This is a genomic window from Xanthocytophaga flava, from assembly GCF_030068545.1.
GTDB lineage: Bacteria > Bacteroidota > Bacteroidia > Cytophagales > 172606-1 > Xanthocytophaga > Xanthocytophaga flava.
In genome coordinates, this window is record NZ_JASJOR010000032.1 from 20,108 (window position 1) to 42,925 (window position 22,818).

Genomic DNA, 22,818 nt, shown 5'->3' on the forward strand with positions numbered 1-22,818 from the left:
TAGAAGCGCTACACCAACGTAAAAATTATGCAAGCCTGTAAGCCGGGTTCTGTGTTCTGAATAGATTCAGACTCCTATCATTTATCTTGAACCAACGTCACCATTGGCCTTTAACGACCTACCCACTGACTCGGGCGAGCAGCCCTTTCATACGTAGTACAGGGTATGCACTACTTACATCGCCAGCTTATTTGGTCTTTCAGCGCGTAAGGTTTACCCTGCCATTGGTGTCACCATCAATGCGGTGGGCTCTTACTCCACCATTTCACCCTTACCAGAATCTGGCGGTATATTTTCTGTGGCACTATCTGTCTATAACCAGTTGCCCGTTCATAGCCTTCCCGTTAGGAAGTACGCTGCTCTGTGCTGCCCGGACTTTCCTCCACTCTGCCAAAACAGAATAGCGATAGGACGGCTTGCATAGTGCAAAGATAGCATAGAAAACGGCAATCATAAAACATATTTTGTACCGAATGCCTAACTTGCACCACAATGTTCAAAAGAATGAGGTAACTATGCCATATCCGTTTGTCAATTTTCATACACATTCCTCCAGGCAACGTGACGAAATAGCCTTTCGGAATGTACGGGCATCTGAACGTAATTCTCTATCACAAACAAATGAATATATATCTGTAGGTATTCACCCCTGGGATGTGCATTTACCGGATCTGGATGAACAATGGCACTATGTAGAAAAACAAGCAAAGCAGCCATCTGCATTACTCATTGGAGAGGCGGGTCTGGACCGCAACGCACAGGCTACAATAGAAACGCAGATGGAGATCTTTACCAAACATATTTCGTTGGCCGAACACCTCCAGAAACCGCTCGTGATTCATTGTGTACGGGCATTTCCAGAACTTATACAACTAAAAAAACAAAAACAGAGTACAGTTACCTGGATTGTACATGGATACAATGCCAATCTTACTATTGCTACACAGTTATTAGATCATGGATTTTACTTTTCATTAGGTTCAGCATTACTACATACAACATCCAATGCGGGACAACTCCTGAAAGTCATACCACCGGATCGTTTTTTCCTGGAAACGGATGACAAGTATATTACAATAGAAGAGATTTATCAGATGGCTTCTTCTATTCTAAATAATTCCATTGAGACACTTACTAAAGATATTTTCACAAGAGTATTAAACTTATTTCCTGCAATAGCTCATACATATACATCATCTCAGAAATGAGATGCTCTGGCCTGTTTTATTTTAAAACCCATTTTATACAACAATGTCTGATTTAAGCTGGTTATCCAGAACAACTTTACTGATTGGAGACGAAAACATACAAAAACTGCAAAACGCCCATGTGCTGATTGTGGGTCTGGGAGGAGTAGGATCTTTTGCAGCGGAGGCTATTTGCAGGGCAGGTGTTGGTACACTAACGATTGCAGATGGAGATGAAGTAGAGGCTTCAAATCGCAATCGACAACTCCCGGCACTAGCTACCACACAGGGACAATACAAAGTAGATATTATGGCTGAACGCATGAAGCAAATCAACCCGGAAGTTCAGTTGTTTACACAAAAACAGTTTTTGCAGCCAGATCAAATGGTTTCTCTACTTAACTCCAACTATGATTATGTGGTAGATGCCATTGACAGTCTTACCCCTAAACTCATGTTGTTAAGTACAGCTTACAAACAAGGACAGCGAATTGTAAGTTCTATGGGTGCAGGAGGAAAACTTGACCCTACCCAGCTTCGCGTAGCAGACATAGCAGACACCCGGATTTGCCGACTCGCGTCTGATGTTCGCAAACGACTCCGACGACTTGGTATCCATTCCGGTATTAAAACCGTATACTCCCGTGAAAAGCATGTAGATCAGGCATTAATGTATACTGACGGAAATCGGTTTAAAAAATCAGCCTATGGTACTATATCGTATCTGCCTGCTGTATTTGGCATGACTTGCGCGTCGGTTGTGATCCGAGATCTGATTGGATGGCCTATCGAATAAAGAAGAATATGTTTGACTCTGGTCAAAAAAATCCTGTACTTTCTGCCAATTATGGAAGAAGGATACAGTCACTGAGTATCGTATTATTTTTATAACCTAACACGAAAATACTATGTTTGACGAATTATTATCAATGGCTCAGTCTCAATTAGGGGAAAGTTTGCCTAAAAATCCAGCAGTACAAGGTCTGAATGTAAATACACAGGAAGTAGCTGGTGTAACCAGTAATGCTATTCTGGATTCACTGATGCAACAGGTACAAAACGGAGATATGTCTGGAGTTCAGGAATTACTTTCAGGAGAAGAAACCCATGCCAACAGCCCTGTAGTGAATGGTCTGGCTCCTACTGTCGTATCTCAGTTAAGCAGTAAATTAAACATTTCACCTGCCATAGCTCAAACTATAGCTACTATAGCAATTCCTATCATTTTAAATATGCTGAATGGGAAAGTAAAGAGCGGAGATCTGGGTGGATTGCTTGGCGGTCTACTGGGAAGTGGAAGCAATGCAGGTGGTGGATTATTAGGTTCTGTATTAGGTGGAATGATGGGGGGAAACAATTCTACATCCACTCCTTCTACACAGAAGAATCAACAAGACCCACTGGGTGGTTTACTGGGAGGCCTGTTTAAGTAACTTTTATTCAGTTTAGTGTCCTATCAAATAGCACAACTTCCTCACTAACACAATTTTATTTTTAACAGCTAAATCTGTTTACTTCTTATTGGTTATTGCCCACAAAAAGCATGGAATGGAATATACCCATTCTATGCTTTTTTATTTAACAGGTATAGTTTTTGATTCAGAACATTCCGGCTCATGCAATCTATTATTTATTCTGACGTTATTGCAACACACAACCCTTACAATTATGTTAAAAAAACTATTTTTGGTAAGCCTTTTTCTGGGCTGTATCCAATTGACACAAGCACAAGATAAGCCTCCGTTCTTTACATTCGGTCCCAAAGCGGGTGTGAACTTTTCTACACTGGTACGGGACACACGCAACTTTTCTGCAGATTATCGTTTAGGATATAATGCTGGTTTATTTCTTCGCTTTAACGTAGGTCGCCTGTACATCCAGCCAGAAGGTATCTTTTCTACCAAAGGTGCTTCCATTACTATCAATCAATCCGTAGATCCGGATGTAAAGTCGGGTAAATACGAACTCAAATTATACAATGTAGATATCCCTGTTCTGATCGGATTAACATTGATTCAGAACAAGCTATTTAACATTCGTGTATTTGGTGGACCGATGGCCTCTTATAATCTGAATGGAGAAGGAGTTAAAGACTTTTTGAAAGAAACAGGCTCTGTAGAAGAAGCGTATAAAAAAGCTGTTCTGGGCTATCAGGCAGGTTTAGGACTGGATCTCGGATCGTTTACCATTGATGCACGATATGAAGGTTCATTTACCGAAACCGGAGACTGGGACCGGGTAAATCTTGGAAAGCCCAAAGGTGGTCTTTATCAACTTTCTCTGGGTCTGAAAATATTGTAATCTATTTCAGGAGTTATATAGTAGTACTATATAACTCCTCATTTGGTGTTCTTCACCAGAGCCTCTCCTTCTGCCTCCTGAATCAACTCTCGCATTTGTTGTCTGTATTCTATAGCCTTTTCTTTGCTCCATTTCAATTCATTCATCAGATACGTCCACACAACAGTTTCCCAATTGCGTACCCAGTCAATGTGAAAATATAGAGCCCCTGTACGTCGTATAAAAAAGTCGGCAGGTGTCACAACCATTTCATGATTCAATGCATATTGCAACTGAGCAAACAGTACAGGTGTCAGCCCATAAGCAGCACTTTCCACTTTCCAGTTTTGTAAGTATGAAAATACCTGTCCCACATTAGACCCATACATACGTACCAGTTTTTCGGATTCACCAGCAGTTAATCCCAGTAAAACCCCTTGCTGCATCTTTTCCTTTACAAAGTTTTCAAACCCTGTTGACCCTCCAACATTTCCTCCGGATACAGGCAAGTTATGTGTTTGGCAAGCAGTAAATTTACGTCCCTCCTTCTGCCTTAAACGAATCGCTACCAGATTCACAATCCGTTCTGCCATCTTCCGATATCCTGTCAGCTTTCCTCCTGCAATTGAAATCAACCCGGATTCATACTGAAATATTTCATCCTTCCTGGAAATTTCAGAAGGACCTTTTCCTGTCTGCCGAATCAGTGGCCGCAGCCCCACCCAATGTGATTCTACATCACTTGCTACCAGTTGAACAGATGGAAAAATATGATTGACAGCATTCAGCAGATAGGTCAGATCCTCATTTGTCATATGAGGATGTGCTGTCTCTCCTTTATAAGGAGTATCTGTAGTACCAATATACGTTTTGCCGGCACGGGGTATAGCGAATACCATTCGTCCATCTGGTGTATCAAAATACAAAGCCTGCCGGATAGGCAACCGGGATTGTGCTACTACAATATGTACACCCTTGGTTAAATACAGCTTCTCTCCTTTTGTTGTATCATTCAATACATCCAGCGTATCTACCCAGGGGCCGGTAGCATTTACAATTACCTGAGCATATATTTCATGTTTGTCATTTGTCAACTGATCTTCCACCACAACCCCGGCAATCTTTTTGTCTTTATATAGGAAGTCAATCACCTTCATATAATTTACGGCCCTCCCTCCCCTGTCAACTGCTTCTTTTAATACTTCTATGGTCAGTCGGGCATCGTCTGTCCGGTACTCATAGTAATGAGCCCCCCCAATTAGGGAACTATTGTCAAGCAATGGCTCCATCGTCTTCGTCTCCTCAACAGATAACATCCGTCTTCTTTCTGATACCGGAACTTTCGCCAGCCAGTCATATACAGCCAGTCCCAGCGAGGCACTCCATTTGCTTAATGAACCATCTTTCACCAAAGGCAGTAACATAGGTTCTGCTTTGGTAATATGTGGACCATTCTCATAGACAATCTTACGCTCTCTGCCAGTCTCAGCCACAAGCTTAATTTCAAGCTGCTTTAAATAACGCAATCCACCATGTATCAGCTTGGTTGACCGGCTTGATGTACCCGCTGCAAAATCCTGCATTTCCAGCAATCCTGTTCTCATGCCCCGTGTCACTGCATCCAACGCAATTCCTGCACCTGTAATGCCCCCACCAATCACCAAAAGATCAAGAGGCTTTTGGCACATTTGTTCAATAAATCGGGCTCTGTTTTGAGTTGAAAAGAATTCAGACATGATCAATTAGCTATTATCCGGATAATCGAAGGTAACTATTCTATTGATATATTCAATGCAATTCACTAGCTACAATTTCCTCATAGTCACTTCAATTCATGTAATAATACTATCAATTCAACCGAATAACAGTGCAAGTAAGATCATTGAGCAGCAATTTTGGCTCAGTAATCATTTAACACTTACACTATGAAACAATTATTTTTAAATTTCCTGACCTTACTTACGCTGGCTACATCTGCATGTACCAAAAACAACTCCTCAGACGACCCAGGTCCTGGAACTTCTATTCCTTCCAATGTAAAAGGCAAGTGGGCATTTGGAGGTTCTTTCTCACTCAATGACTTCGAAAACTATGATGGGTCCTATGGAGGAAAAGCATTTGAACAAGGGATGGTATTTTATTTCAAGCCCAATGGAAAATATGAACTCTATGTTATCAATGCAGCCACGAGTTACAACTGTCGCACGCAGGCATTTACCTTCAATACAGGTAATGTCACCTTCAATGAGTCCGAAGGTACATTTACCATTCGCCCTCTATCAGGCACTATGCGTGGCTATTATTCCTGCGCACCCAGTAAAAACTTCAAACGTGATGCACATGCAGACGAATTAAAAACGCAAAAGTATTATTATGTCATTCGCAAAAACAGTCAGGGAGAAACTGTGATGAATATAAGCACGACGCCTAGTGTGAATGATGGCGCGGATTTTGATTTCGATCCAAGTGAATAATATCTGCGGGAATTACCTTTCATGATCGTATATGTTTGTACAGTTCTTTAAATTCATTTGAAAGAACTGTACTATTTCATTTTATACAAATGCCAGTATGAATCTGAAACAGACAATGGCAAATGTCAATACTGTGTTGAGACAAAATTACCATTTTTCAATCTAAGCCCTTGTTGGGGCAGATCTGACACTATATGTACCTTATTATCTCACTGTCAGTAATTATCTCACTTTTAATTAGGTACAATAGAGTTTACAATGCTGCTACCAGGTAAAGTATCTGCCTGGTTGATACAATATGTTACTAGGGATTAAAACAATTTAAATCACTTTCGGCCTGCCTCTTTCCTGTTAGCACGTCAAATTATTCCCTTAAAAGTCTGTCAGCCTCGTTTCTGAATTTGTTTGGTAGAAAATCAGAAGAGATACATCAACCTATCGCTGTCCTCTTTTAGTAAAAACAAATTCCTGAGGTTGCAACAGGCATGCTTATTTATGAGTAACAGATAGTTATGTATAATTTTATTCTTCAGCTTCAGTCAATCTCATTCTCTCACTTCTCTTTTCCATTTAAAATTCACCTATAGTTTTGAGATAAGCCATTGTGTGGGTCAGTGTTCAAAATCGTATTCTATTCAGGAAAGGAATGCTGATTTATTATAGGTTTATTCACTATCCCGATAGCAGAAAATAAAATAAATGGGTATAGCAGAATCTATATCCAGCTTTTTGTAATGAAATCCAACAAATGAAATGAAAAAGAATACGTTAAATCCATTGGTACAGGTCAATGAACTAGGTCAGAGCATCTGGTTAGACTTTATTAACCGCCAGCTCCTGAGAGATGGCAATCTGCAACAGCTTATTGATGAAGACGGTTTGCGTGGAATGACTTCTAATCCGGCTATCTTCGAAAAAGCTATGACAGGCAGTAATGAATACGATGATAATATTCGTCAGCTCACTCAACAGGAGCATACGACCAAAGAGATATACGAAGCCATGGCTGTAGCTGATGTACAACGAGCCTGTGATGCTTTTCTTCCTGTGTATAATGATCCGGATAACAATCGTACCGACGGCTATGTAAGCCTGGAAGTTGCCCCCACGCTGGTACATGATACACAGGGTACGATTGAAGAAGGCAGACGTTTATGGAAAGCCGTTAACCGTCCTAACCTGATGATTAAGGTACCAGGGACAGAAGAAGGACTACCTGCCATTCAAACGCTTCTGACCGAAGGCATTAATGTAAATGTCACTTTATTATTTAGTGTGGAGCGTTATCGGGCTGTAGCAGAAACATACATAGCAGCACTGGCAGCACGTGCCGCCAGTGGTAAACCAATTGATGGCATTTCATCAGTAGCCAGCTTCTTTCTTTCCCGGATTGATTTGCTACTAGATCCATTATTGGAAAAGATAGTCCAGTCAGGTGGTGAAAAAGGAGCACTTGCTCAGGAAATGTTGGGTCAAGTAGCCATTGCCAGTGCCAAAACAGCCTACCGCGTTTATAAAGAAGTATTTTCATCCATGCGTTTTCAGGAGTTAATGGATAAAGGAGCAGCCACGCAACGATTGTTATGGGCTAGCACAGGTAATAAAAACCCTCTCTACTCCCCACTCAAATACGTTGAATCACTGATTGGTCCCAAAACAGTTAATACAGTTCCGTTGGAAACGTTACAGATTTACCGGGCAGATGGAAAGCCCGTAATACGTCTGGAAGATAATCTTGAACAAGCAAAATCCTTACTTGCCCGTTTACCAGAGCTAGGAATCGATTTGGAAACTATCGCAGCTCAATTAGAACAAGAAGGTATTTACAAATTCAATGACCCATTTGAGAAGTTGATGAAAGGGCTGGAAGAAAAACGTGAGCAGTTCGCCACTCAAACGGCTGGTTTGTAAACCTGCCTGGCAGACTATCCTATATTACTATTGCTATCTAGGGTGCTTTTGAGAAGCCTTTTGAGTATACAGAGTTAAAAGATCTTGTAAAAATAAATCTAGACCCCTGGTCAGTTTGTAAACAGCCGGTTGTAAACTAAATTCCGGGAAGAATAACTATATCCGGAATCAACAAAAAGATCAGACTAAGATAGTCTGATCTTTCTATTTTTATTACTCTAGAAAAGTCATAAATATCCCCATCGACCATGTAATTCTGGCCTCCCACCAGCGTTCATACAACTGCGATATTTGGAATGACCAGCAACAAAGATATCAATGTACCAATTATGGCGGCCACAGGAAGGGGAATTGAAATCTAATCTTGTTGTTAGTTTTCCCAGGCTTATCTGAGATCCTATTCCTACTCAAACAATCATACTGTTATATGTGGCATGTCTGATTACTGAAGTTAGAAGTTAAGCAGACAAAGTATATGATATAACTGCAAAAATTTTCTCAACAAAAAAACATGTAGCATAAAGTCTCTGATGAGAAATTAATTCCGGACTAAAAATCTACACATTATTTTACCTGTTCTCTGTAAAAACTGTACCTCAACATATATAAACAACTATCACTTGTACCAAAGAAGTGTATTATGGTATTTGCCACACCCTACGCAAGTATGTATTTTTGTCAATTGTGGTCATCTGAGCATAAAACGCAATATACTTTTTGAGAGAAAGTGTATAAAGAAGACTTTCTGCACAAAACACCTATTTATCAGTTTAAGTATTTACCACATAGAATACTGATTCTCAATTACCAGCTGATTTGGTGGCACTGTTTTATCACATATATATTGTACCGTTTGTTGTAAAAGCTAACTGACAAACTGTAGTTGATTCTCTTTGTTAGCATAGTATGTCTTTACTAATACTTCTGCGACTATGGGTTCTCTACGTGGACTCTATAAAATCAGAAGAGTATGTGAGATAAAAATGAGATAAGATAAAAGTAATGTCCATAGAAAATCCCAAGAAAGAGTTATTGCGATGCTGATAACTTTTTTTACTTTCTTTTCTACTACCAATGTTTGGAAGAAATAGTATGCATACTGGCATACTCCCAACACTACACCCTCTCACTTATGTAGCAATTCACAAATTTTGTACTCACTGACTCATTCGATTTGCTTTCCTGAGATCTCAGTATGAAAATAAAGTTCCTGCTTTCTGCAGATGTGTTTTCAACAGACGGAATAGGATATATAGATATGGACGTAAACTTTACCAGCATGGCCTACTGTGGTACTGGTAAAGCGAAAACAGATTGCCCAGGTATGTAAAACGAAACATACCTATACGCTGTATGATCTGACTGATATACAATCAATCGCTACAACAACTAAGTTTACTTATACTAACTAATCACAACCAGCATGAAAAATCTTTTTGCAATCAAACAACAGGCGTTTAAGCATCTAACTTTCAGTTTGCTCGCCTTGTTAAGTGTGAGTACCTATTCCTATGCACAAGAAGCAGATGGAGTAAAATTTGGGATCAAGGGGGGACTTAACCTTTCCAACTTTTATAAAACAGAAGTCGGAGACGAAAAGATTAAACCCGGATTCAATGCAGGCGTATTTCTAAAGGCACCCATTGCAGGAGAAGTTTTATCCATACAGCCTGAGGTTTTATATACACTGGTAGGCTCTGAAACCGAGTATAGCAATTTTTTACAGGGCAGTGGTAAGTACCGTTTCAACCTGGGATATATTCAGGTACCTATTCTGTTGATGGTAAATCTGGGCCCTCTCAACATTCACGCCGGTCCGTATGCGGCCTTTCTGACGAATGTGAATATAAAAGATGTAGACGATGATGGATCGATAGATGGGGTAACCGAATTGAATAAAGACAAATTCAATAGCATTGATTATGGTCTGGCTGGAGGTCTCGGTTTTGATCTGAAGGGAGCTACACTGGGATTCCGTTATAACTATGGTTTACGTGAGGTAGGAAAAGATGGAGGGATCAGCCTGAATGGTTCTACCAATGCCAGTCGGTTGCTAAGAGACTCTAAAAACAGCGTCTTCCAGATTTATGTAGGATTCGGTTTTTAACACACAACATATCAGCCAGGTTTCAACGCATCTGTTTATACTTATGATACATGAGCCATCCTGAATGATACTGTGGGTCTTTTAACCAGCGGCTATACTTTTGAAAAGAGTATAGCCGCTGGTTAATTTTTGACAAATCTTGCTACCTATGTTTATTTATTGTTCTGATACATTTCTTCCACCGACTTCTTCAGTTATGTTTGTACAAAAGAAAAGTAGGTCACCAAGCTACTTGTATCTTACTCTTCTCTCAAAGACCCCATGTTTATCGCTTCCAGGCCTGCTTAAAATACCGTTCATAGCCAAACGGATCGCGCCACTCGATGTTGTGTTCGGGAATACCTAGCTGCTTAAGCCATGTTGGGACGAAGAAAGACGGACAGCCTTTGTTATCAAACTGGTTATGTCCGGCAATCTTGATATTGGGTGCATAGCCTAACACCTCCCCTATTATATCGAGCATGGTCGAGATCTGTTGAGGCGTCCGACTATCCAATGGTGCTTTGTGAGAAGAGTCCAGGCCACCTACATAACACAAATGACGAGAGATAGAGTTGATGCCTGCTACCCCATTGGTAATCTCGAAGGAGTCAATAATCTGGTCGTTGTTGTGTTTGACGAACTGGTGACGGGAGCCATCTAACAGGATCAAATCTGAGTAGCCTACTTGTTTCCAGCCGTTGCCATAAGGCTTGGGTTTGGTGTGCCATTTTTTGACGTCTTCGGCAGATACCCAGCGTCCGGCGGGTGTAGCGGTGCAGTGAATGATTAAGTATTGAAATTTCATGGTTGGGTGATTTAGCTGGTGAAGGAATGTTGGAGGAAAACGATCATTCTGATCGTTGAGCAACCAGAATGATCGTTTGAGTGATTCATCATTTGAGTGATTACACGTCCATCAGATCTTCCACTGTTTCCATCAGGTCAATGATTTCGTCTTTTAGTTCAGATACTTCCATATGTAGATCCTGGTTTTCACCGTCCAGCTCCTCGTTTTGTTCTTTGAGCATTTCCAGCTGTAGCTGGGTATCTTCAAGCAATAATTGCAGGCGCTGGATTTCGTTTTCAAGCAGCTTTTTCTCAAAGGCTAACTGTTCTTTGGCAAGGGTCAAACAGATGTTATCAACAGTCAGATTGGATTCACAAATTGGTTGAACGGCAGTAGTTGCACTAGTCATTTTGGTAGGGTTTGTTAGAGGTTTACTGATATGTAAGAAGGGTAAAAATCAGAGGACGGTTATTCGCCTTCTGAAGTATTATTTAGGATCTCGCATCGAGAAGAATCCGACAGTAGAGATAAAAGCCAGGAGTGATACAAACGATTGGGTATCGATCCGGTTGATCATCCAGAGCAGGTATCCTGAAAAAGTAAAGAGCCCAAGGGTAGATGTTTTCCAGTTGTTTAGCACAAACTGGATATAGTCGTATATCGATTTTGCCATGTGGTTTTAAGATTAAGTAATACTACTTTCTGTCCTCTTCAAAGGAACATCTCCTCTGGCTGTTCTTTTGAAAGAATCACTCTTTCGTCCCTGTCCTTCTGAAAGAATCTTGTGACAAATAGTGTTGCGTTTGTTTTCTGAGAAAGAAAATAATCTCCAGTCGGAAAGGTCGCCGGTCTTGCAACGAGTTCCTTTCAGGAGTACAAAAAAGGAGGGTCTTTTTGAGAAAAAAAGAGAAACAATCCCTTACACAGTGATTACTCCTACAATGATTCACGGTCCTTTACAGGTATCTCTCACACAAAACACAGGCGCATACGTAAACTGGCGTACATGTTTTATCTTTTCTACATCCAGCATCTGCACCGGATGACTGGCAACCTGTTTCGCCACAATCTTTTCGATCTGGCTGTAGTCAATCACCTCACACTCGTATACTTCCGCTGGATTGAAATGATGCTCCACAAACAAGCCACTAGCCAAACCCACCACAAAACACAACGCCGAAATCAGAATCAGTACTTTCATAAAATAATGAATAAAGAGTGAAACAAAGCAGAATCAGCTAGACACAACCGAACGGTTACAAAAGAAGCAGCTGGTCAACTGACCGAACTGCTTCCCAAAACCACCAATCTATTCTTTATGCGACTATTGTCTACGCTGCCTCTGCGTATACTCGTTGCCTATCCGCTTAGCCTGCTGGCAAAGCAGCTTTACGAACGGTAACGTCATTCATGGAACCATCAATCACAGACAAACGCTGTTCGATCTCTCCCAACTCGGATTCATACAGAATCACAGCCGTAGTCCCAAACTGTGCCTTCCGTTGTTGCAACGTAAACAACCGATAATCGGCACGTACCTTCCGGTTTTCCATCTCGGTTTTGGTGGCACTTTCGGGAAGGGCTGCGATGATGGCAATCAGCGAGGTAACTTCTGCTTCGGCAGCTGCCAGATCGGCATCGATGGTAGAGGCTCTGTCGGCTGCATTGTCTTTACTACGTGTCAGGGAGATCTGACGGAATTCCAGATTGCCTTTGATGTCTGACAGCTCGTTAAGGACTTTGTCACAATCAGCTCGTGAGGTTAATAGGGCTACACTAAGTGCCATAGTTTTAAAAAGGGTTAGATGAAAAAAATGGTTAAAAAATAGATGAAAAAATAGCCGGATACAGAAGAATGGACAGAGTAAAAAATTGCGGTTGCGTTGTCTTTTTCTGACCGGATGAGTGATACAAAGATCGGGATTTGGACAATACGAAACTGACCATAGTTCGGATCATCCGATCTATGGTCAGGATTTCTACTATGAAAATGTCGATAAAACCAAAGGCTCATATCCAAGCCTAAATAAGGATTTGCTTTATTGTAAGTATTTAATCCAGTGGATTATACTAGCATATATTCCAACCTTTTTTTTCGTTCTTCCCAGTCAGGGATTATGCTACTTAATAAGTTCTGGAATGCTTTTGTATGATTATGGTGAATGAGATGACAGAGTTCGTGGACAAGTACATACTCAATACAACTTTTAGGAGCTTTTATGAGATCTATATTTAGAATAATCTTGTTTGAAAGTGTACAACTGCCCCAACGTTTGGATAAAGTACGCACTAGTAACTGAGGGGATGCTACTTTGTATTTTGTGAATTTAGGTAACACTTCTTGTAGTAATTCGTGAAATACTCTAGTAGCTTTTTCTCTGTACCATATGTTTAATTGCTGCTCTAATGCCATAGGAGTTAAATTCCTTGCATGTATCCATAATTGCCCCCGATACGCTTTTATAACATCATTTGTATCAGCTACTACTTTTAACCGATACTGCCGTCCCAGGTAAAGATGTGTTTCTCCATTGATAAATCTTCTTGCCGGAGTGCCTGGCTTATAGGAATTAAAGTGATCTATTTGCTTGAGTATCCAGGGAGCCTTCTTTCTAATCTTCTCCAATACGGTTTGATCATTGGTATGTAGTGGTGCAATGACTTCCACTGTTGCATCTGGATGAACTCGTATAGTAAGGGATTTCCGCTCTTTATAGTATAGCGTAAAGTCAATTTGTCTGCTTCCGAATGTTAACTGATGCTGCATTAGTTCTTGTATTTTATTTCAGCAACCTTAAGGCATGCTTCTATTAACTGGTCTATCTGCGTAAGGTTTACATCTAACACATATTTATCTTTGAGCTCAAACAACCAATCATCCATTCCAATCTTAATCCGGCCTTTTACATCATTGTTTTTTTGCCAGTCAATTACCGGAAAACCTTTTTCAAATACATTGGCTTTTACAACATTGTCAATGCCCATAGCTATTTCTGTCGCAATAGTAACCTTATTGGTTTTTGCAGACAAACCTTCTTTCAGTTCTTCAGTTGCTAAGTTATAAAAAGCAATGGCGGTTGGGTTATCTTTAAGGCTAGCTGGAATATCATCCCGGCGATCATCAAAGAATCGGTTTTCGAAGTCTTTGGCACGCAGCAGATATTCCGCTTCTGTGATCCGTTGCTGGTGATAGTCTTCAATGGTTTGCCTGATCAGTTCTGATAGCTTTTTATAATAAACCGGATCTTCGTTCATACTGATGCTGATAGCCTTCATGGTTCGACTGGTAATGTGATCGGCTTTGGCTGCCTGGCCTGTGATCTTTTCCAGTTCGGCCTGTCGCTCTTCTTTATTGAAAATATTTACCAGATCTGTTATTTTCAATACCTGTCCATCGGTTGTAATGTGCTTATCGATCAGCTTCTGTATTTGTGGTTCATATTCTTTATAATTTATTTCATCAAAGAATCTTCTTTTCACAGATACTCGCAAAGCCAGGAAGAACTCAGCATCTTTTTTATATTTTTCAATCTGCTTTTCAGCTGTGTTGTTATTAAAATCTATACTGGATAGGGCCAGCTTCAGAATCCGCACATAGAAAGATAACTTATCATAAAAGCTGTGTCGTTTCGCTTCATCTGCCAACAACTCTTCGTAAGCAGGTTCGTCGTATTTGTTTTTAATTTCTTTAAAGACATCCCATAAATCAGAATGTGCCTGCGGAAGTTTTTCTATTTCTTTGGCAATATTGGTAAGCGTACCTGCGATTTCCTGGGCATCATATTCTTCCAATGCCGAGTACGTATGCAATGCCTCGTCCAGATTTTCCAGGTTGCCGTAATAGTCAATGATATAGCCATAATCCTTGCCCGGATACAGACGGTTTACTCTGGCAATAGCCTGCAGTAAAGTATGCTCTTTCAGATTACGGGTCAGATACAATACCTGATTCCGGGGAGCATCAAAGCCCGTTAGCAGTTTATCTACTACAATGATGATTTCCGGATGATCCTGTTTTTTAAAACTGTTGATGATGGCTTTTTCATACTTTTCTGCATTGCCGTATTTATCCATCATCGCCTTATAAAAGACTTTCACTTTATCATTACTTTCTTCAAAAGCGTCCTCTTCCCCTTCTCTGTCGTCGGGGCCTGAGATGAGTACCTCAACCGATACACGATCTATTTCGTTAAGGGCTTCCCGGTAACGGAGTGCTGATAGTTTGTTGGGGGCTACCAGTTGGCCTTTGAATCCTGTTCCCTGAATGTTGTCAGTAAAATGTTTGACAATATCCCATGCAGTATTTTCAATAAAGGCGGCTGACTGAACAATCTTATTCTTTGCAGAAAACTTTCGTTTCAGAGAGGCTTTTCCATAATCTGTCAAAGGTTCAGAAACCCGGTCAAAAAAGGCATCCATGGGTTTGGCATTGACCTCCATGATATTGTGGCGGCCTTCATACAAAAGGGGAACTACTGCTTTGTCTTCTACGGCATCGGCAATGGTATATACCGTGCCCGGAATGATGCCTCCAAACTTATCGGCTGTGCTCTTGTCTTTTTTCAACAGTGGGGTACCTGTAAAGGCAATATAACACGCCTGTGGAAACACTTTTTGCATCTTTACATTGAAGGTACCGTATTGTGTACGGTGACTTTCGTCTACCAGTACAAATATATCCGAACTGGTAAAGGCATCCGGAGCTTTGCTGACAGCCGACTGAAATTTATTGATTATAGTAGTAATGATGGCATCCCCATTGCTTTTCAGCAATTCTACCAGCTTTTCACCAGTAGCAGCATTTAGGACAGGCTTGCCACACTTTTTGAAAGTTTCAGTGATCTGATCGTCCAGATCTACACGGTCAGTGACCAGCACGATTTTCGGATTTTTGATATCCGGATGCATCGCTATAAGCTGAGCCAGCATGACCATTGTCAGGGATTTGCCGCTGCCCTGTGTATGCCAGATAACGCCCCCTTGTCGCCTTCCGTTGGGTTGTACCTTGCTGATGCGTTCGAGAGTACGCTTTACAGCAAAATATTGCTGATAGCGGGTAATCTTTTTGATGCCATCATCAAAGAGGATGAAGTGATACATCAGATCCAGTAGCCGGTCTTTTCGACAGAGGTTGTATAGCAACTTATCCTGTTCAGTAACCGTAAGGTCCTCCAGCTCCAGTTGGTTAAAGTAATGGAGCACATATCGAAACCGCTCGTTAAACAATACAGTGCGTTCGGTGTTGGGCAGTGGTGTATTTTTGATCTGCTGTAAGGTATGCAGATAGGCTTGTTCGTCCCGTTCGTTTACAAACTGCTCTTTCCAGACACTCCAATATTCTTTGGCAGTAGCAGTAGTCGCATACCGGGCTTCATTGACAGCCATAGAAAGCACTAGATTGGAATAGTAGTAGAGTGACCGGATGCCATCATCCTGCTGATTGCGAAGATGCTGCTCAATGGCCTGATCCATTGGATGTTTGATCTTTGGGCTCTTGCACTCGATTACTACCACTGGAATGCCATTGATAAACAACACCACATCCGGACGGTAGGTATCAGCCCGTTCGGAACGCAACACCGAAAACTCTTCGGTGACATGGTATACATTGTTTTCGGGATGCTCCCAGTCTATGTACTGAAACGAAAAGCTCTTTTTGTCTCCCAGCACGGTTTGCTCCAGACTCTTCCCGAGCGTCACCAAGTCATAGAATGCCTGATTGGCAGCCATAAATCCATCTTGCAAGGGCAGATCACGCAGAGCCAGAATGGCGGTATTGATATTGGCATCGCTAAACGGAAACTCCTTGCCTTTGTACTCAATCTTGTTGATAGCTGTAAGCTGCTCTTTGAGTATGGTTTCGAGCAACACATTGGAGTTACGCCCTCCCCGAGCCTCCAGTGCCTGGTCGGGGGTAAGGTACTGATAGCCCAGCTTCATCAATAACTGAAGGGCGGGTATTTGTGAAATGTGATCCTCAAGGAAGGATGGATTTTCCATTGGCTAGTGTATGTTCTCTTGTAAATCTTCTTCTAAACTTCTTTTAATTAGCCTCTTGCTTTATCAGCATAATTCTGCCATCTTTATAGTGCTCATCTTACCAATGATCGGAAGTATGAGTTTCGAGGCTCGATGTATTGCGATATACACCGAGCCTTGCGCGTTTTTATAAGTACTGCATTTCAAGATTTTCCATTTTTTAGCTCTTTCACTTCATCCAGTACTTTTACCAATAGCTCTTTGGTTTCTTTTGAACGTAAACCTAAAAGCCCCCCACTAGTTTCAGAATGAATGCGAGGTTGCAGATACATCTTTTCGACAGTGTTCATTATAAGTTTACGCCGATCCTCGTCTAACTCCCCTTGAAGCTGATCTGCGTAGGCATTAATGGTTACAGCAACAGCACGTTTGAAGGCATATTCTTCCTGTAAACTTCGTTCCCTGGAATATTGCCTTACTGCAAAGCCGAGAATAACAAAGGCAATGGCTGATTTGACTGCATACAATACTACATCTAGCCAGATGTTTCCTGTATTAGGCTTAAAAAGAGGATTCATGTATACCAAAGACAACCAAATCCCTGTTCCTACCATTAAAACTATCGATATAATAAGCCATGTATAGGAAGAAGTAGTAAGTTCTTTTTGACGTTTTTCAAAGCTGTGTCCTAAAGATGAATCCGCTGCAAAACCAGCTAGTTTCTCTATGTCTGCCCTTTTGGTAGTAAGATATTCATCCAGCTTTTTAAACTCAGCTAATTTATCAACCACTTGGTTTAATGTATGGGTAGTAGCTGTAATTTGCTCTTCTAATTCAGAAGAAAGTGCTTTTGATTCTTTTTTATACTCTTCAAAGTGTATTTGTTCTTCCTTCTGCTTGGTCTCTATTTCGGTTATGCGTTTGGTTTGGTTATCCAGAATATTTGTCAGATTAGCTTCTTTCACTTTGGCCTCGCCTAGTAAGCCCTGTATTTCCTGAACCAGATTATTAGAGGTTTGTTGGTTGGCCGAAAGCACATCAAATTCCTGTTGTTTTGTCGATAGAAATTGGTTAGCAGATTGAATAGAGCGATTAAATTCTTCTGTTAAAGTTTGAGCTTGATCTATATAAGAATTTAGTTTAGCAGATATTACTTCTAGCTCCCCCAATATTTTCTTGCTCCCCCAATATTTTCTTGGAATCTGTTTTTGTACCCTCTGGTTTAGAAATTGGTTTATTCCAAAAGCCGTGTGAAATTTGATAGTAGATGAGTTTATCAACCATAAGAGCAACCTGAGCAAAGTTTTTCTGATTAATCCAGTTTTGAATATTGCTCAAATCATTTTCCAGATTCACATTTCCAAAATCATTTGGGTAATTATAACTTGCAGGTAAGAACAGTCCCAAGCCATTTAACAATTCTTCTTTTAACTGATCCAGCATTCTCTGATACTGAATTACAAATTCAGGTGCGCGATAATTTCCAAACTCAATTTTATTAGCATCTGCTTCCTTTGGAAACTGTTTACTTATTGCATCAAGTACGTCTATTTTCTGTAGTGTCTCGATCCAATTGAGAATGTTTTGGCGTTGGTTGATATTCATGTGCGTAATGATTTCATAGTTCCATTTTCACTTTTATCTATCAGCAGTTCTTACATGACTCCTTTCTTTGTTGCTGTAAGATTCGATTCTTGAACAAGATTAAAAGATTTCGGGATTACAGGATTAGCTTCACTATAAACACACTTAGAATCCTTCGTCCTCATCCCGATCTTTTGGTATCTGTTTCAGATGTGATTCCACAATCTTGGTTCTGGGATCACCCATGATGTCAACCAAGATAGATGTCAGAGTCTCTGGGTCATCAGCCGTTCCGAAATCTTGTGCTGGGTTGAGGAATGCCCGCACCTGTATGGGAAATTCTTTATCTACAGGTTGCTCAAGTTCAATAAATCTATATATGTAATATGTGGCTCCCATAGGGGTTGATAAATGTATGGCGCGGGTTAATTTTCCCTCCCAATTACCAGTAGTTGTAACCAAGTCGGCAGTGATCTGGTATTTTGCCCAGCGCGTATCAATGGATTTACACAAATCCAGGAGAATTTTTTCAACAGTGGTTTCACTGGTTGATTTATCATATTTTGCAAAGAAGTCGGTCATATCAGTGAAAGTTAAAGGTGAAAGTAATAGGTAAATGGTCTGAATACTCAGTATCAATAGGCGGAATCAAATCGTGTGTAAAAAGTTGGTGAGATTGCGTTTTTGTGATAATAGTCAATGGAGAACCTGCCACATAATACTTAACCATAGAAGGCCTGAAGAACAATCCATCCAGCATATTCCATACAAACTCATCAGGTGTATTAAACCGCTTGTTTCTCAAATAATAGGTACCTCCAGGCTCGATAGTACCATTGTTTATTTGTGATCCGAAGCGAGCAGGAGTGGGATTAACAAAATACGGATAATTTTGCATTCTTCGTGGAAAAGGCTGCCATAAGTCAATCGCGAAAAACCCACGGGTTGATGTAAATGCGGGCTCGTAGGGATTCATATTAAAATCTCCAAAAACCAGTGTTCCCTGAGTAGACAGGTTAGGATGCTTCTCTAACCCTTCGATAAAATTTCTTAAATCTATAGAACGATCAAACCGGCTTGCAGGAGTAGGACTTGTTTTTTGAGACAATAAGTGTGCTCCCATAATGATAAATCTTTTTTTCTCTACTTCCAGCTGAGTAGCCAATAATTCACCATTGCCATAAGGCTCGGCAAGAGGCAATAATCGAATACCTGGCTTGGCGTATATTTTCAGCCATTTCTTTACATTTGAACTCCTTCGACTTTCCCGATGCGTTTCGCTGATAAGTTTGTATCCAGACGTTTGCATCCAAGCATCACTGATATTCGTTTCTGCCAGACAGACGATTCCTGCATTCACCTCCTTTAGCATCTCTGCGAAGGCTCCTATAAAAGAAGAAGACTGTTCACTCTGATCCTTAATATTCCAAAACAGGAAAGATATTTCTGTCATTGATATGTACTACTAAGTTGATTTGTAGATATATTTTTTGGAAGAATTTCTAGCTTATTACGTTTTCACTTTTATCTATCAGCAGTTTTAAATGGCTCCTTTTTCTGTTGTTGTCAGATTCTTGAACAAGATGAAATATTCTTGAACATGATTAAAGGATTGCGGGATGGACAGGAATACATTCTGTACACTGATAAATCCTGTCCATCCTGTAATCTTTTTAATCTTGTTCAAAGCTTTTTTTTATCCTGAAATCCTTTAATCTCTTAATCCTGTTCAGACTCTTACCTGACCTGTCATCAGCTTTTGCATTAGTCCTTTTTTCTGTTGTTGTAAGGCTGCAAGCTTCTGTTCGTAAAGTTTCACCTCATCATCAGCTTGGTTTAATAATGCTGCGATGGCAACTTGCTCTGCTGTATCAGGAAGGTGGACTATGATTTTCGAAAATTCATCCCATCGCAAACCACCCCGACGATCTATAGATCCTTCCATTCGCTTTTGATACTCATGAATGTATTGATGTGATTTCAAAAGTTTAAAAAGGTAATCGTCATAAACTTGCCCATTAGTTTTAAAGACAGTATACATAGGACTTATTAACGCTTCTTCAAACCTACTTTGATATCCTATTGAACCTTCTTCTATGTGGTTAGTAGCATAAGCAAAATGATGTAATGGTACAACTTTATAGGTACTGGTATCACTGCCAAAAACTCTTCTTCCAAAATATTCCAAAGACGGAACCAGCCCATCATATTTCGTACAGGATAAAACGATTAGATCTTTTCCTTCTCTGTTTTTAAGAACAACTTCTTTTGCTATTTCGTGAAGATGCAGTTTCCGCCACTCTCCCTCAAACCCTGGCAATCGCTTCTTCCCTGTAAGCAACTGCTGCATCAAGCCTTTGTTGCGTTGTTGCAGTTGGGCAATGAGTTGCTGAGTCTGGGTGATAGCCTCATCCCAGGTGGAGAGGATGGCGGCGATTTTGCGTTGTTCGGGAAGAGGTGGTATAAGTATCTTATAACGCTTTAGGTCTTCGCCTGTAATTCCAGATACGGCCACTTGTCGTGCCAATCTGAGCATTTCTATGCGACCTCTGATGCTCGAAATATAATAATATGCAAATAAAGCCTCTATCACGTCTTTTTTCAGGCTCACCCTAATGATAGACGATTCAAATGTGATAGGTGAAGATATCTTACCAACAACAATACACTTACCAACACCCTCAAGAGCTAAAGATCTTCTCGCAAAAAGTAAATCTCCCTCTTTTAAAGAAAATCGTTTAAGTTCTTCTTCATCTAAATCCACTAATGACATACCTCCATTTTCTATTTTTTCTCTAGCAAATACTTCTGTCATATGTACCATTTCATAGCCTCTACCGTAGAACTCCTTTCCTTTATAATACCCGTTTTGTGTACCATTTAATGAGACTGAAATAAGCTCCTTTACTTGCCACTCTTCTGGTATCCATCCTAAAGGTGTATGTTTATAGTTAGTTTTCTTCTCTGTACTTTCAAACAGACTTAGTTGTAATTCAGTATTCATATGGCGGTATACTATTGTGGGTCATTAATTAAAATTTGCCTGTAGGGCAATCGTATCCCTAGTAATCTGTATATCTCAGGTAATCAATGTATTATCCTCTATTCTTTCATATTAACTTTAGGTATGTTATTGTAAAAGCAAGTATGTTAACATATTATCTACCGACATACTATCCTTGCACCTGCTGCTTGATTTGTTCAAACGTAGTTTTCAATATTTGGCTAATCAGTTCTTGTTGATCTTCTTCTGAAAAATTTTCCGAGTAAAGTCGTTCAGCCAGAACTTTATTTTCAAACTTTATCTGATATTTATAGCGATCCATTTCAATTTCCAGACGTACAAATATGCCAAATGGGTTTCGACCATTCTTCTTAAAACCTTTCATCTCCAGACTTAAAGCGATAGATGAAACGCTAGACCGACCATATTCTGGTCGCACCTGTCCTTTGGCAAGCCGAGCCATAAATTCATCAATGTATTGTTTACCCAAACCCTGTTGCCCCTCTCTATTTACTTGCCCGCCCTCTATCCATTCCGTAAACAAATCCCCAAAAGCAGTTTCCATTTTCTCTCGGTATTGAACTAGAAAAGAATCAAAGCTAGAATGATACAATCTGATTACGGATTCATCATTCAGCATCTCGACATCTATCGGATTTAATTGACTCTTCCACAAGTATATCTCCTTCAAAACATCATCCGGCTCTTCAATTGACTTGCCTTCAATCGCATCCAGAACCAGTTGCATAGATCGGAGTAGGTAGTCAGCCATGAGTTCGTAGAATAAATCTTCAGGGGCACCGTAAGTTTGCACTTCTGATAAATACCGGTAATAGCTCTTCTTTTCCTGATCCTTAATATAAATGGGTGGAAAGCCGTAGCTAATCAGAATCAGGTTGGTCAGGATGCGGGCGGTGCGGCCATTGCCATCGTAAAACGGATGGATGGTTAGGTACCGCAAGTGGAACTGAAAGGCTATAGAGACCGGATGCAAAGCGTCAGACTGGTTACGCTGAATCTTTTCTTTTTCTGCATTGAGCCAGTTAATCAGTTTATGCATGGCGTCTTGTACCTCATGCGGAGGGGTAAAATCAAACCGCTCGTCTTTGTGGTTATAAATATGATTACCAATCTCCTTCCAGCGGCCTATTTTGAGCCGTTCCGTTTCGCTTTCTTCATACATAATAGCCTTATGCAACTCACGTATCCGCGTTTCAGAGATATTCAGCTCACCACGTCCTATTTTCATAATAGACTGAATGGCATCATCATGGCCTTTCATTTCCAGCACATCCTTCAGGGGCTTTCCCTCTATAGTAATGTTGCCTACCATAATGCTCTGGGTCTCCTGACGGGTAAGGCTATTGCCTTCCATCTGGTTGGAGGTATAATTCCACTCCAGCCGAAACTTATAGTTAATCTTGCGCCATACCTCATCCGGTATTTTCCCGGCCTCTTCTATGGTTTGCTGTAGCCTGTTGATCTCTGCGAGTTTATCTGTAAATGCCATATTCAGTACAAGC

At 40.5% G+C, this 22,818-nt stretch carries 23 protein-coding genes and 1 other RNA gene; 8 read left to right on the top strand and 16 right to left on the bottom strand.

The features are described 5' to 3' along the window. Nucleotides 1–22 precede the first annotated feature (22 nt). An RNA gene (gene rnpB / locus QNI15_RS31520) (RNase P RNA component class A) lies at nt 23–423 on the bottom strand. 50 nt (nt 424–473) lie between these two features. Between rnpB and QNI15_RS31525 the strand changes: the two genes are divergently transcribed. From QNI15_RS31525 to QNI15_RS31540, 4 genes are all read left to right on the top strand, one after another. Further along, complete coding sequence (locus tag QNI15_RS31525; protein ID WP_314035709.1) at nt 474–1,208, top strand: TatD family hydrolase; 735 nt, start codon at nt 474–476, stop codon at nt 1,206–1,208. A gap of 43 nt (nt 1,209–1,251) precedes the next feature. Then, entirely contained in the window at nt 1,252–1,983 is a 732-nt protein-coding gene (locus tag QNI15_RS31530; RefSeq protein WP_313979821.1) for a tRNA threonylcarbamoyladenosine dehydratase, read from the top strand. Nucleotides 1,984–2,095: 112 nt separating this feature from the next. After that, nucleotides 2,096–2,620 (top strand): hypothetical protein, encoded by a 525-nt coding sequence (locus QNI15_RS31535; protein WP_314035711.1) that lies wholly within the window; start codon nt 2,096–2,098, stop codon nt 2,618–2,620. 235 nt (nt 2,621–2,855) lie between these two features. After that, complete coding sequence (locus QNI15_RS31540; RefSeq protein ID WP_313979816.1) at nt 2,856–3,488, top strand: porin family protein; 633 nt, start codon at nt 2,856–2,858, stop codon at nt 3,486–3,488. 38 nt (nt 3,489–3,526) lie between these two features. On the opposite strand, the gene QNI15_RS31545 is transcribed toward QNI15_RS31540, so the two are convergent. Further along, entirely contained in the window at nt 3,527–5,203 is a 1,677-nt protein-coding gene (locus QNI15_RS31545) for a glycerol-3-phosphate dehydrogenase/oxidase (protein ID WP_314035713.1), read from the bottom strand. Nucleotides 5,204–5,392: 189 nt separating this feature from the next. Between QNI15_RS31545 and QNI15_RS31550 the strand changes: the two genes are divergently transcribed. From QNI15_RS31550 to QNI15_RS31565, 4 genes are all read left to right on the top strand, one after another. Beyond that, on the top strand, nt 5,393–5,941 hold the full coding sequence (locus tag QNI15_RS31550; RefSeq protein WP_314035715.1) for a hypothetical protein: 549 nt from the start codon (nt 5,393–5,395) through the stop codon (nt 5,939–5,941). 753 nt (nt 5,942–6,694) lie between these two features. Next, complete coding sequence (gene tal, locus QNI15_RS31555; protein WP_314035716.1) at nt 6,695–7,852, top strand: transaldolase; 1,158 nt, start codon at nt 6,695–6,697, stop codon at nt 7,850–7,852. 1,195 nt (nt 7,853–9,047) lie between these two features. Next, entirely contained in the window at nt 9,048–9,182 is a 135-nt protein-coding gene (locus QNI15_RS31560; protein WP_314035718.1) for a hypothetical protein, read from the top strand. A 93-nt stretch (nt 9,183–9,275) separates the two neighbouring features. Continuing rightward, nucleotides 9,276–9,959 carry a porin family protein gene (locus QNI15_RS31565; RefSeq protein WP_314035720.1) on the top strand — a complete coding sequence of 228 codons (684 nt, stop codon included), beginning with the start codon at nt 9,276–9,278 and terminating at the stop codon, nt 9,957–9,959. Nucleotides 9,960–10,224: 265 nt separating this feature from the next. Here the strand turns inward: QNI15_RS31565 and QNI15_RS31570 are convergent, their stop codons facing one another. The 14 genes from QNI15_RS31570 to QNI15_RS31635 form a co-directional block, all read right to left on the bottom strand. Further along, entirely contained in the window at nt 10,225–10,746 is a 522-nt protein-coding gene (locus QNI15_RS31570; protein WP_314035722.1) for an N-acetylmuramoyl-L-alanine amidase, read from the bottom strand. A gap of 100 nt (nt 10,747–10,846) precedes the next feature. Next, complete coding sequence (locus QNI15_RS31575) at nt 10,847–11,137, bottom strand: hypothetical protein (protein ID WP_314035724.1); 291 nt, start codon at nt 11,135–11,137, stop codon at nt 10,847–10,849. 78 nt (nt 11,138–11,215) lie between these two features. After that, entirely contained in the window at nt 11,216–11,401 is a 186-nt protein-coding gene (locus QNI15_RS31580; RefSeq protein ID WP_313979795.1) for a hypothetical protein, read from the bottom strand. Between the two features lie 273 nt (nt 11,402–11,674). Next, on the bottom strand, nt 11,675–11,929 hold the full coding sequence (locus QNI15_RS31585; RefSeq protein WP_314035727.1) for a hypothetical protein: 255 nt from the start codon (nt 11,927–11,929) through the stop codon (nt 11,675–11,677). Nucleotides 11,930–12,095: 166 nt separating this feature from the next. Further along, complete coding sequence (locus QNI15_RS31590; protein ID WP_313989888.1) at nt 12,096–12,515, bottom strand: hypothetical protein; 420 nt, start codon at nt 12,513–12,515, stop codon at nt 12,096–12,098. Nucleotides 12,516–12,793: 278 nt separating this feature from the next. Beyond that, complete coding sequence (locus QNI15_RS31595; RefSeq protein ID WP_314035729.1) at nt 12,794–13,495, bottom strand: M48 family metallopeptidase; 702 nt, start codon at nt 13,493–13,495, stop codon at nt 12,794–12,796. Continuing rightward, nucleotides 13,495–16,728, bottom strand: coding sequence for a type I restriction endonuclease subunit R (locus QNI15_RS31600; protein WP_314035730.1), 3,234 nt, complete (start codon nt 16,726–16,728; stop codon nt 13,495–13,497). The genes QNI15_RS31595 and QNI15_RS31600 overlap by 1 nt, the downstream gene beginning before the upstream one ends. Nucleotides 16,729–16,910: 182 nt before the next feature. Then, nucleotides 16,911–17,876, bottom strand: coding sequence for a hypothetical protein (locus QNI15_RS31605; RefSeq protein WP_314035732.1), 966 nt, complete (start codon nt 17,874–17,876; stop codon nt 16,911–16,913). After that, on the bottom strand, nt 17,848–18,312 hold the full coding sequence (locus tag QNI15_RS31610) for a hypothetical protein (protein ID WP_314035734.1): 465 nt from the start codon (nt 18,310–18,312) through the stop codon (nt 17,848–17,850). Before QNI15_RS31610 ends, QNI15_RS31605 begins: the two co-directional genes overlap by 29 nt. Nucleotides 18,313–18,456: 144 nt before the next feature. After that, the gene (locus QNI15_RS31615) at nt 18,457–18,873 is read right to left on the bottom strand and encodes a hypothetical protein (protein WP_314035736.1); all 417 of its coding nucleotides are present in this window, start codon (nt 18,871–18,873) and stop codon (nt 18,457–18,459) included. A 1-nt stretch (nt 18,874) separates the two neighbouring features. Continuing rightward, nucleotides 18,875–19,744 (bottom strand): hypothetical protein, encoded by an 870-nt coding sequence (locus QNI15_RS31620; RefSeq protein ID WP_314035738.1) that lies wholly within the window; start codon nt 19,742–19,744, stop codon nt 18,875–18,877. Nucleotides 19,745–19,831: 87 nt separating this feature from the next. After that, on the bottom strand, nt 19,832–19,978 hold the full coding sequence (locus QNI15_RS31625; RefSeq protein ID WP_314035740.1) for a hypothetical protein: 147 nt from the start codon (nt 19,976–19,978) through the stop codon (nt 19,832–19,834). A 42-nt stretch (nt 19,979–20,020) separates the two neighbouring features. Next, the gene (locus QNI15_RS31630) at nt 20,021–21,295 is read right to left on the bottom strand and encodes a restriction endonuclease subunit S (protein ID WP_314035742.1); all 1,275 of its coding nucleotides are present in this window, start codon (nt 21,293–21,295) and stop codon (nt 20,021–20,023) included. Between the two features lie 169 nt (nt 21,296–21,464). Further along, on the bottom strand, nt 21,465–22,805 hold the full coding sequence (locus tag QNI15_RS31635; RefSeq protein ID WP_314035744.1) for a Fic family protein: 1,341 nt from the start codon (nt 22,803–22,805) through the stop codon (nt 21,465–21,467). Nucleotides 22,806–22,818 lie beyond the last annotated feature (13 nt).

Excerpts from the sequence above, each read along its gene's own strand:
- QNI15_RS31570 (WP_314035722.1), bottom strand. The coding sequence starts at position 10,746 with ATGAAATTTCAATACTTAATCATTCACTGCACCGCTACACCCGCCGGA.
- QNI15_RS31545 (WP_314035713.1), bottom strand. The coding sequence starts at position 5,203 with ATGTCTGAATTCTTTTCAACTCAAAACAGAGCCCGATTTATTGAACAA.
- QNI15_RS31615 (WP_314035736.1), bottom strand. The coding sequence starts at position 18,873 with ATGACCGACTTCTTTGCAAAATATGATAAATCAACCAGTGAAACCACT.
- QNI15_RS31575 (WP_314035724.1), bottom strand. The coding sequence starts at position 11,137 with ATGACTAGTGCAACTACTGCCGTTCAACCAATTTGTGAATCCAATCTG.
- QNI15_RS31560 (WP_314035718.1), top strand. The coding sequence starts at position 9,048 with ATGAAAATAAAGTTCCTGCTTTCTGCAGATGTGTTTTCAACAGACGGA.
- QNI15_RS31620 (WP_314035738.1), bottom strand. The coding sequence starts at position 19,744 with ATGACAGAAATATCTTTCCTGTTTTGGAATATTAAGGATCAGAGTGAA.
- QNI15_RS31540 (WP_313979816.1), top strand. The coding sequence starts at position 2,856 with ATGTTAAAAAAACTATTTTTGGTAAGCCTTTTTCTGGGCTGTATCCAA.
- QNI15_RS31610 (WP_314035734.1), bottom strand. The coding sequence starts at position 18,312 with ATGAATATCAACCAACGCCAAAACATTCTCAATTGGATCGAGACACTA.
- QNI15_RS31595 (WP_314035729.1), bottom strand. The coding sequence starts at position 13,495 with ATGCAGCATCAGTTAACATTCGGAAGCAGACAAATTGACTTTACGCTA.
- QNI15_RS31635 (WP_314035744.1), bottom strand. The coding sequence starts at position 22,805 with ATGGCATTTACAGATAAACTCGCAGAGATCAACAGGCTACAGCAAACC.
- QNI15_RS31630 (WP_314035742.1), bottom strand. The coding sequence starts at position 21,295 with ATGAATACTGAATTACAACTAAGTCTGTTTGAAAGTACAGAGAAGAAA.
- QNI15_RS31530 (WP_313979821.1), top strand. The coding sequence starts at position 1,252 with ATGTCTGATTTAAGCTGGTTATCCAGAACAACTTTACTGATTGGAGAC.
- QNI15_RS31565 (WP_314035720.1), top strand. The coding sequence starts at position 9,276 with ATGAAAAATCTTTTTGCAATCAAACAACAGGCGTTTAAGCATCTAACT.
- QNI15_RS31550 (WP_314035715.1), top strand. The coding sequence starts at position 5,393 with ATGAAACAATTATTTTTAAATTTCCTGACCTTACTTACGCTGGCTACA.
- tal (WP_314035716.1), top strand. The coding sequence starts at position 6,695 with ATGAAAAAGAATACGTTAAATCCATTGGTACAGGTCAATGAACTAGGT.
- QNI15_RS31585 (WP_314035727.1), bottom strand. The coding sequence starts at position 11,929 with ATGAAAGTACTGATTCTGATTTCGGCGTTGTGTTTTGTGGTGGGTTTG.
- QNI15_RS31600 (WP_314035730.1), bottom strand. The coding sequence starts at position 16,728 with ATGGAAAATCCATCCTTCCTTGAGGATCACATTTCACAAATACCCGCC.
- QNI15_RS31535 (WP_314035711.1), top strand. The coding sequence starts at position 2,096 with ATGTTTGACGAATTATTATCAATGGCTCAGTCTCAATTAGGGGAAAGT.
- QNI15_RS31525 (WP_314035709.1), top strand. The coding sequence starts at position 474 with ATGCCTAACTTGCACCACAATGTTCAAAAGAATGAGGTAACTATGCCA.
- QNI15_RS31590 (WP_313989888.1), bottom strand. The coding sequence starts at position 12,515 with ATGGCACTTAGTGTAGCCCTATTAACCTCACGAGCTGATTGTGACAAA.
- QNI15_RS31580 (WP_313979795.1), bottom strand. The coding sequence starts at position 11,401 with ATGGCAAAATCGATATACGACTATATCCAGTTTGTGCTAAACAACTGG.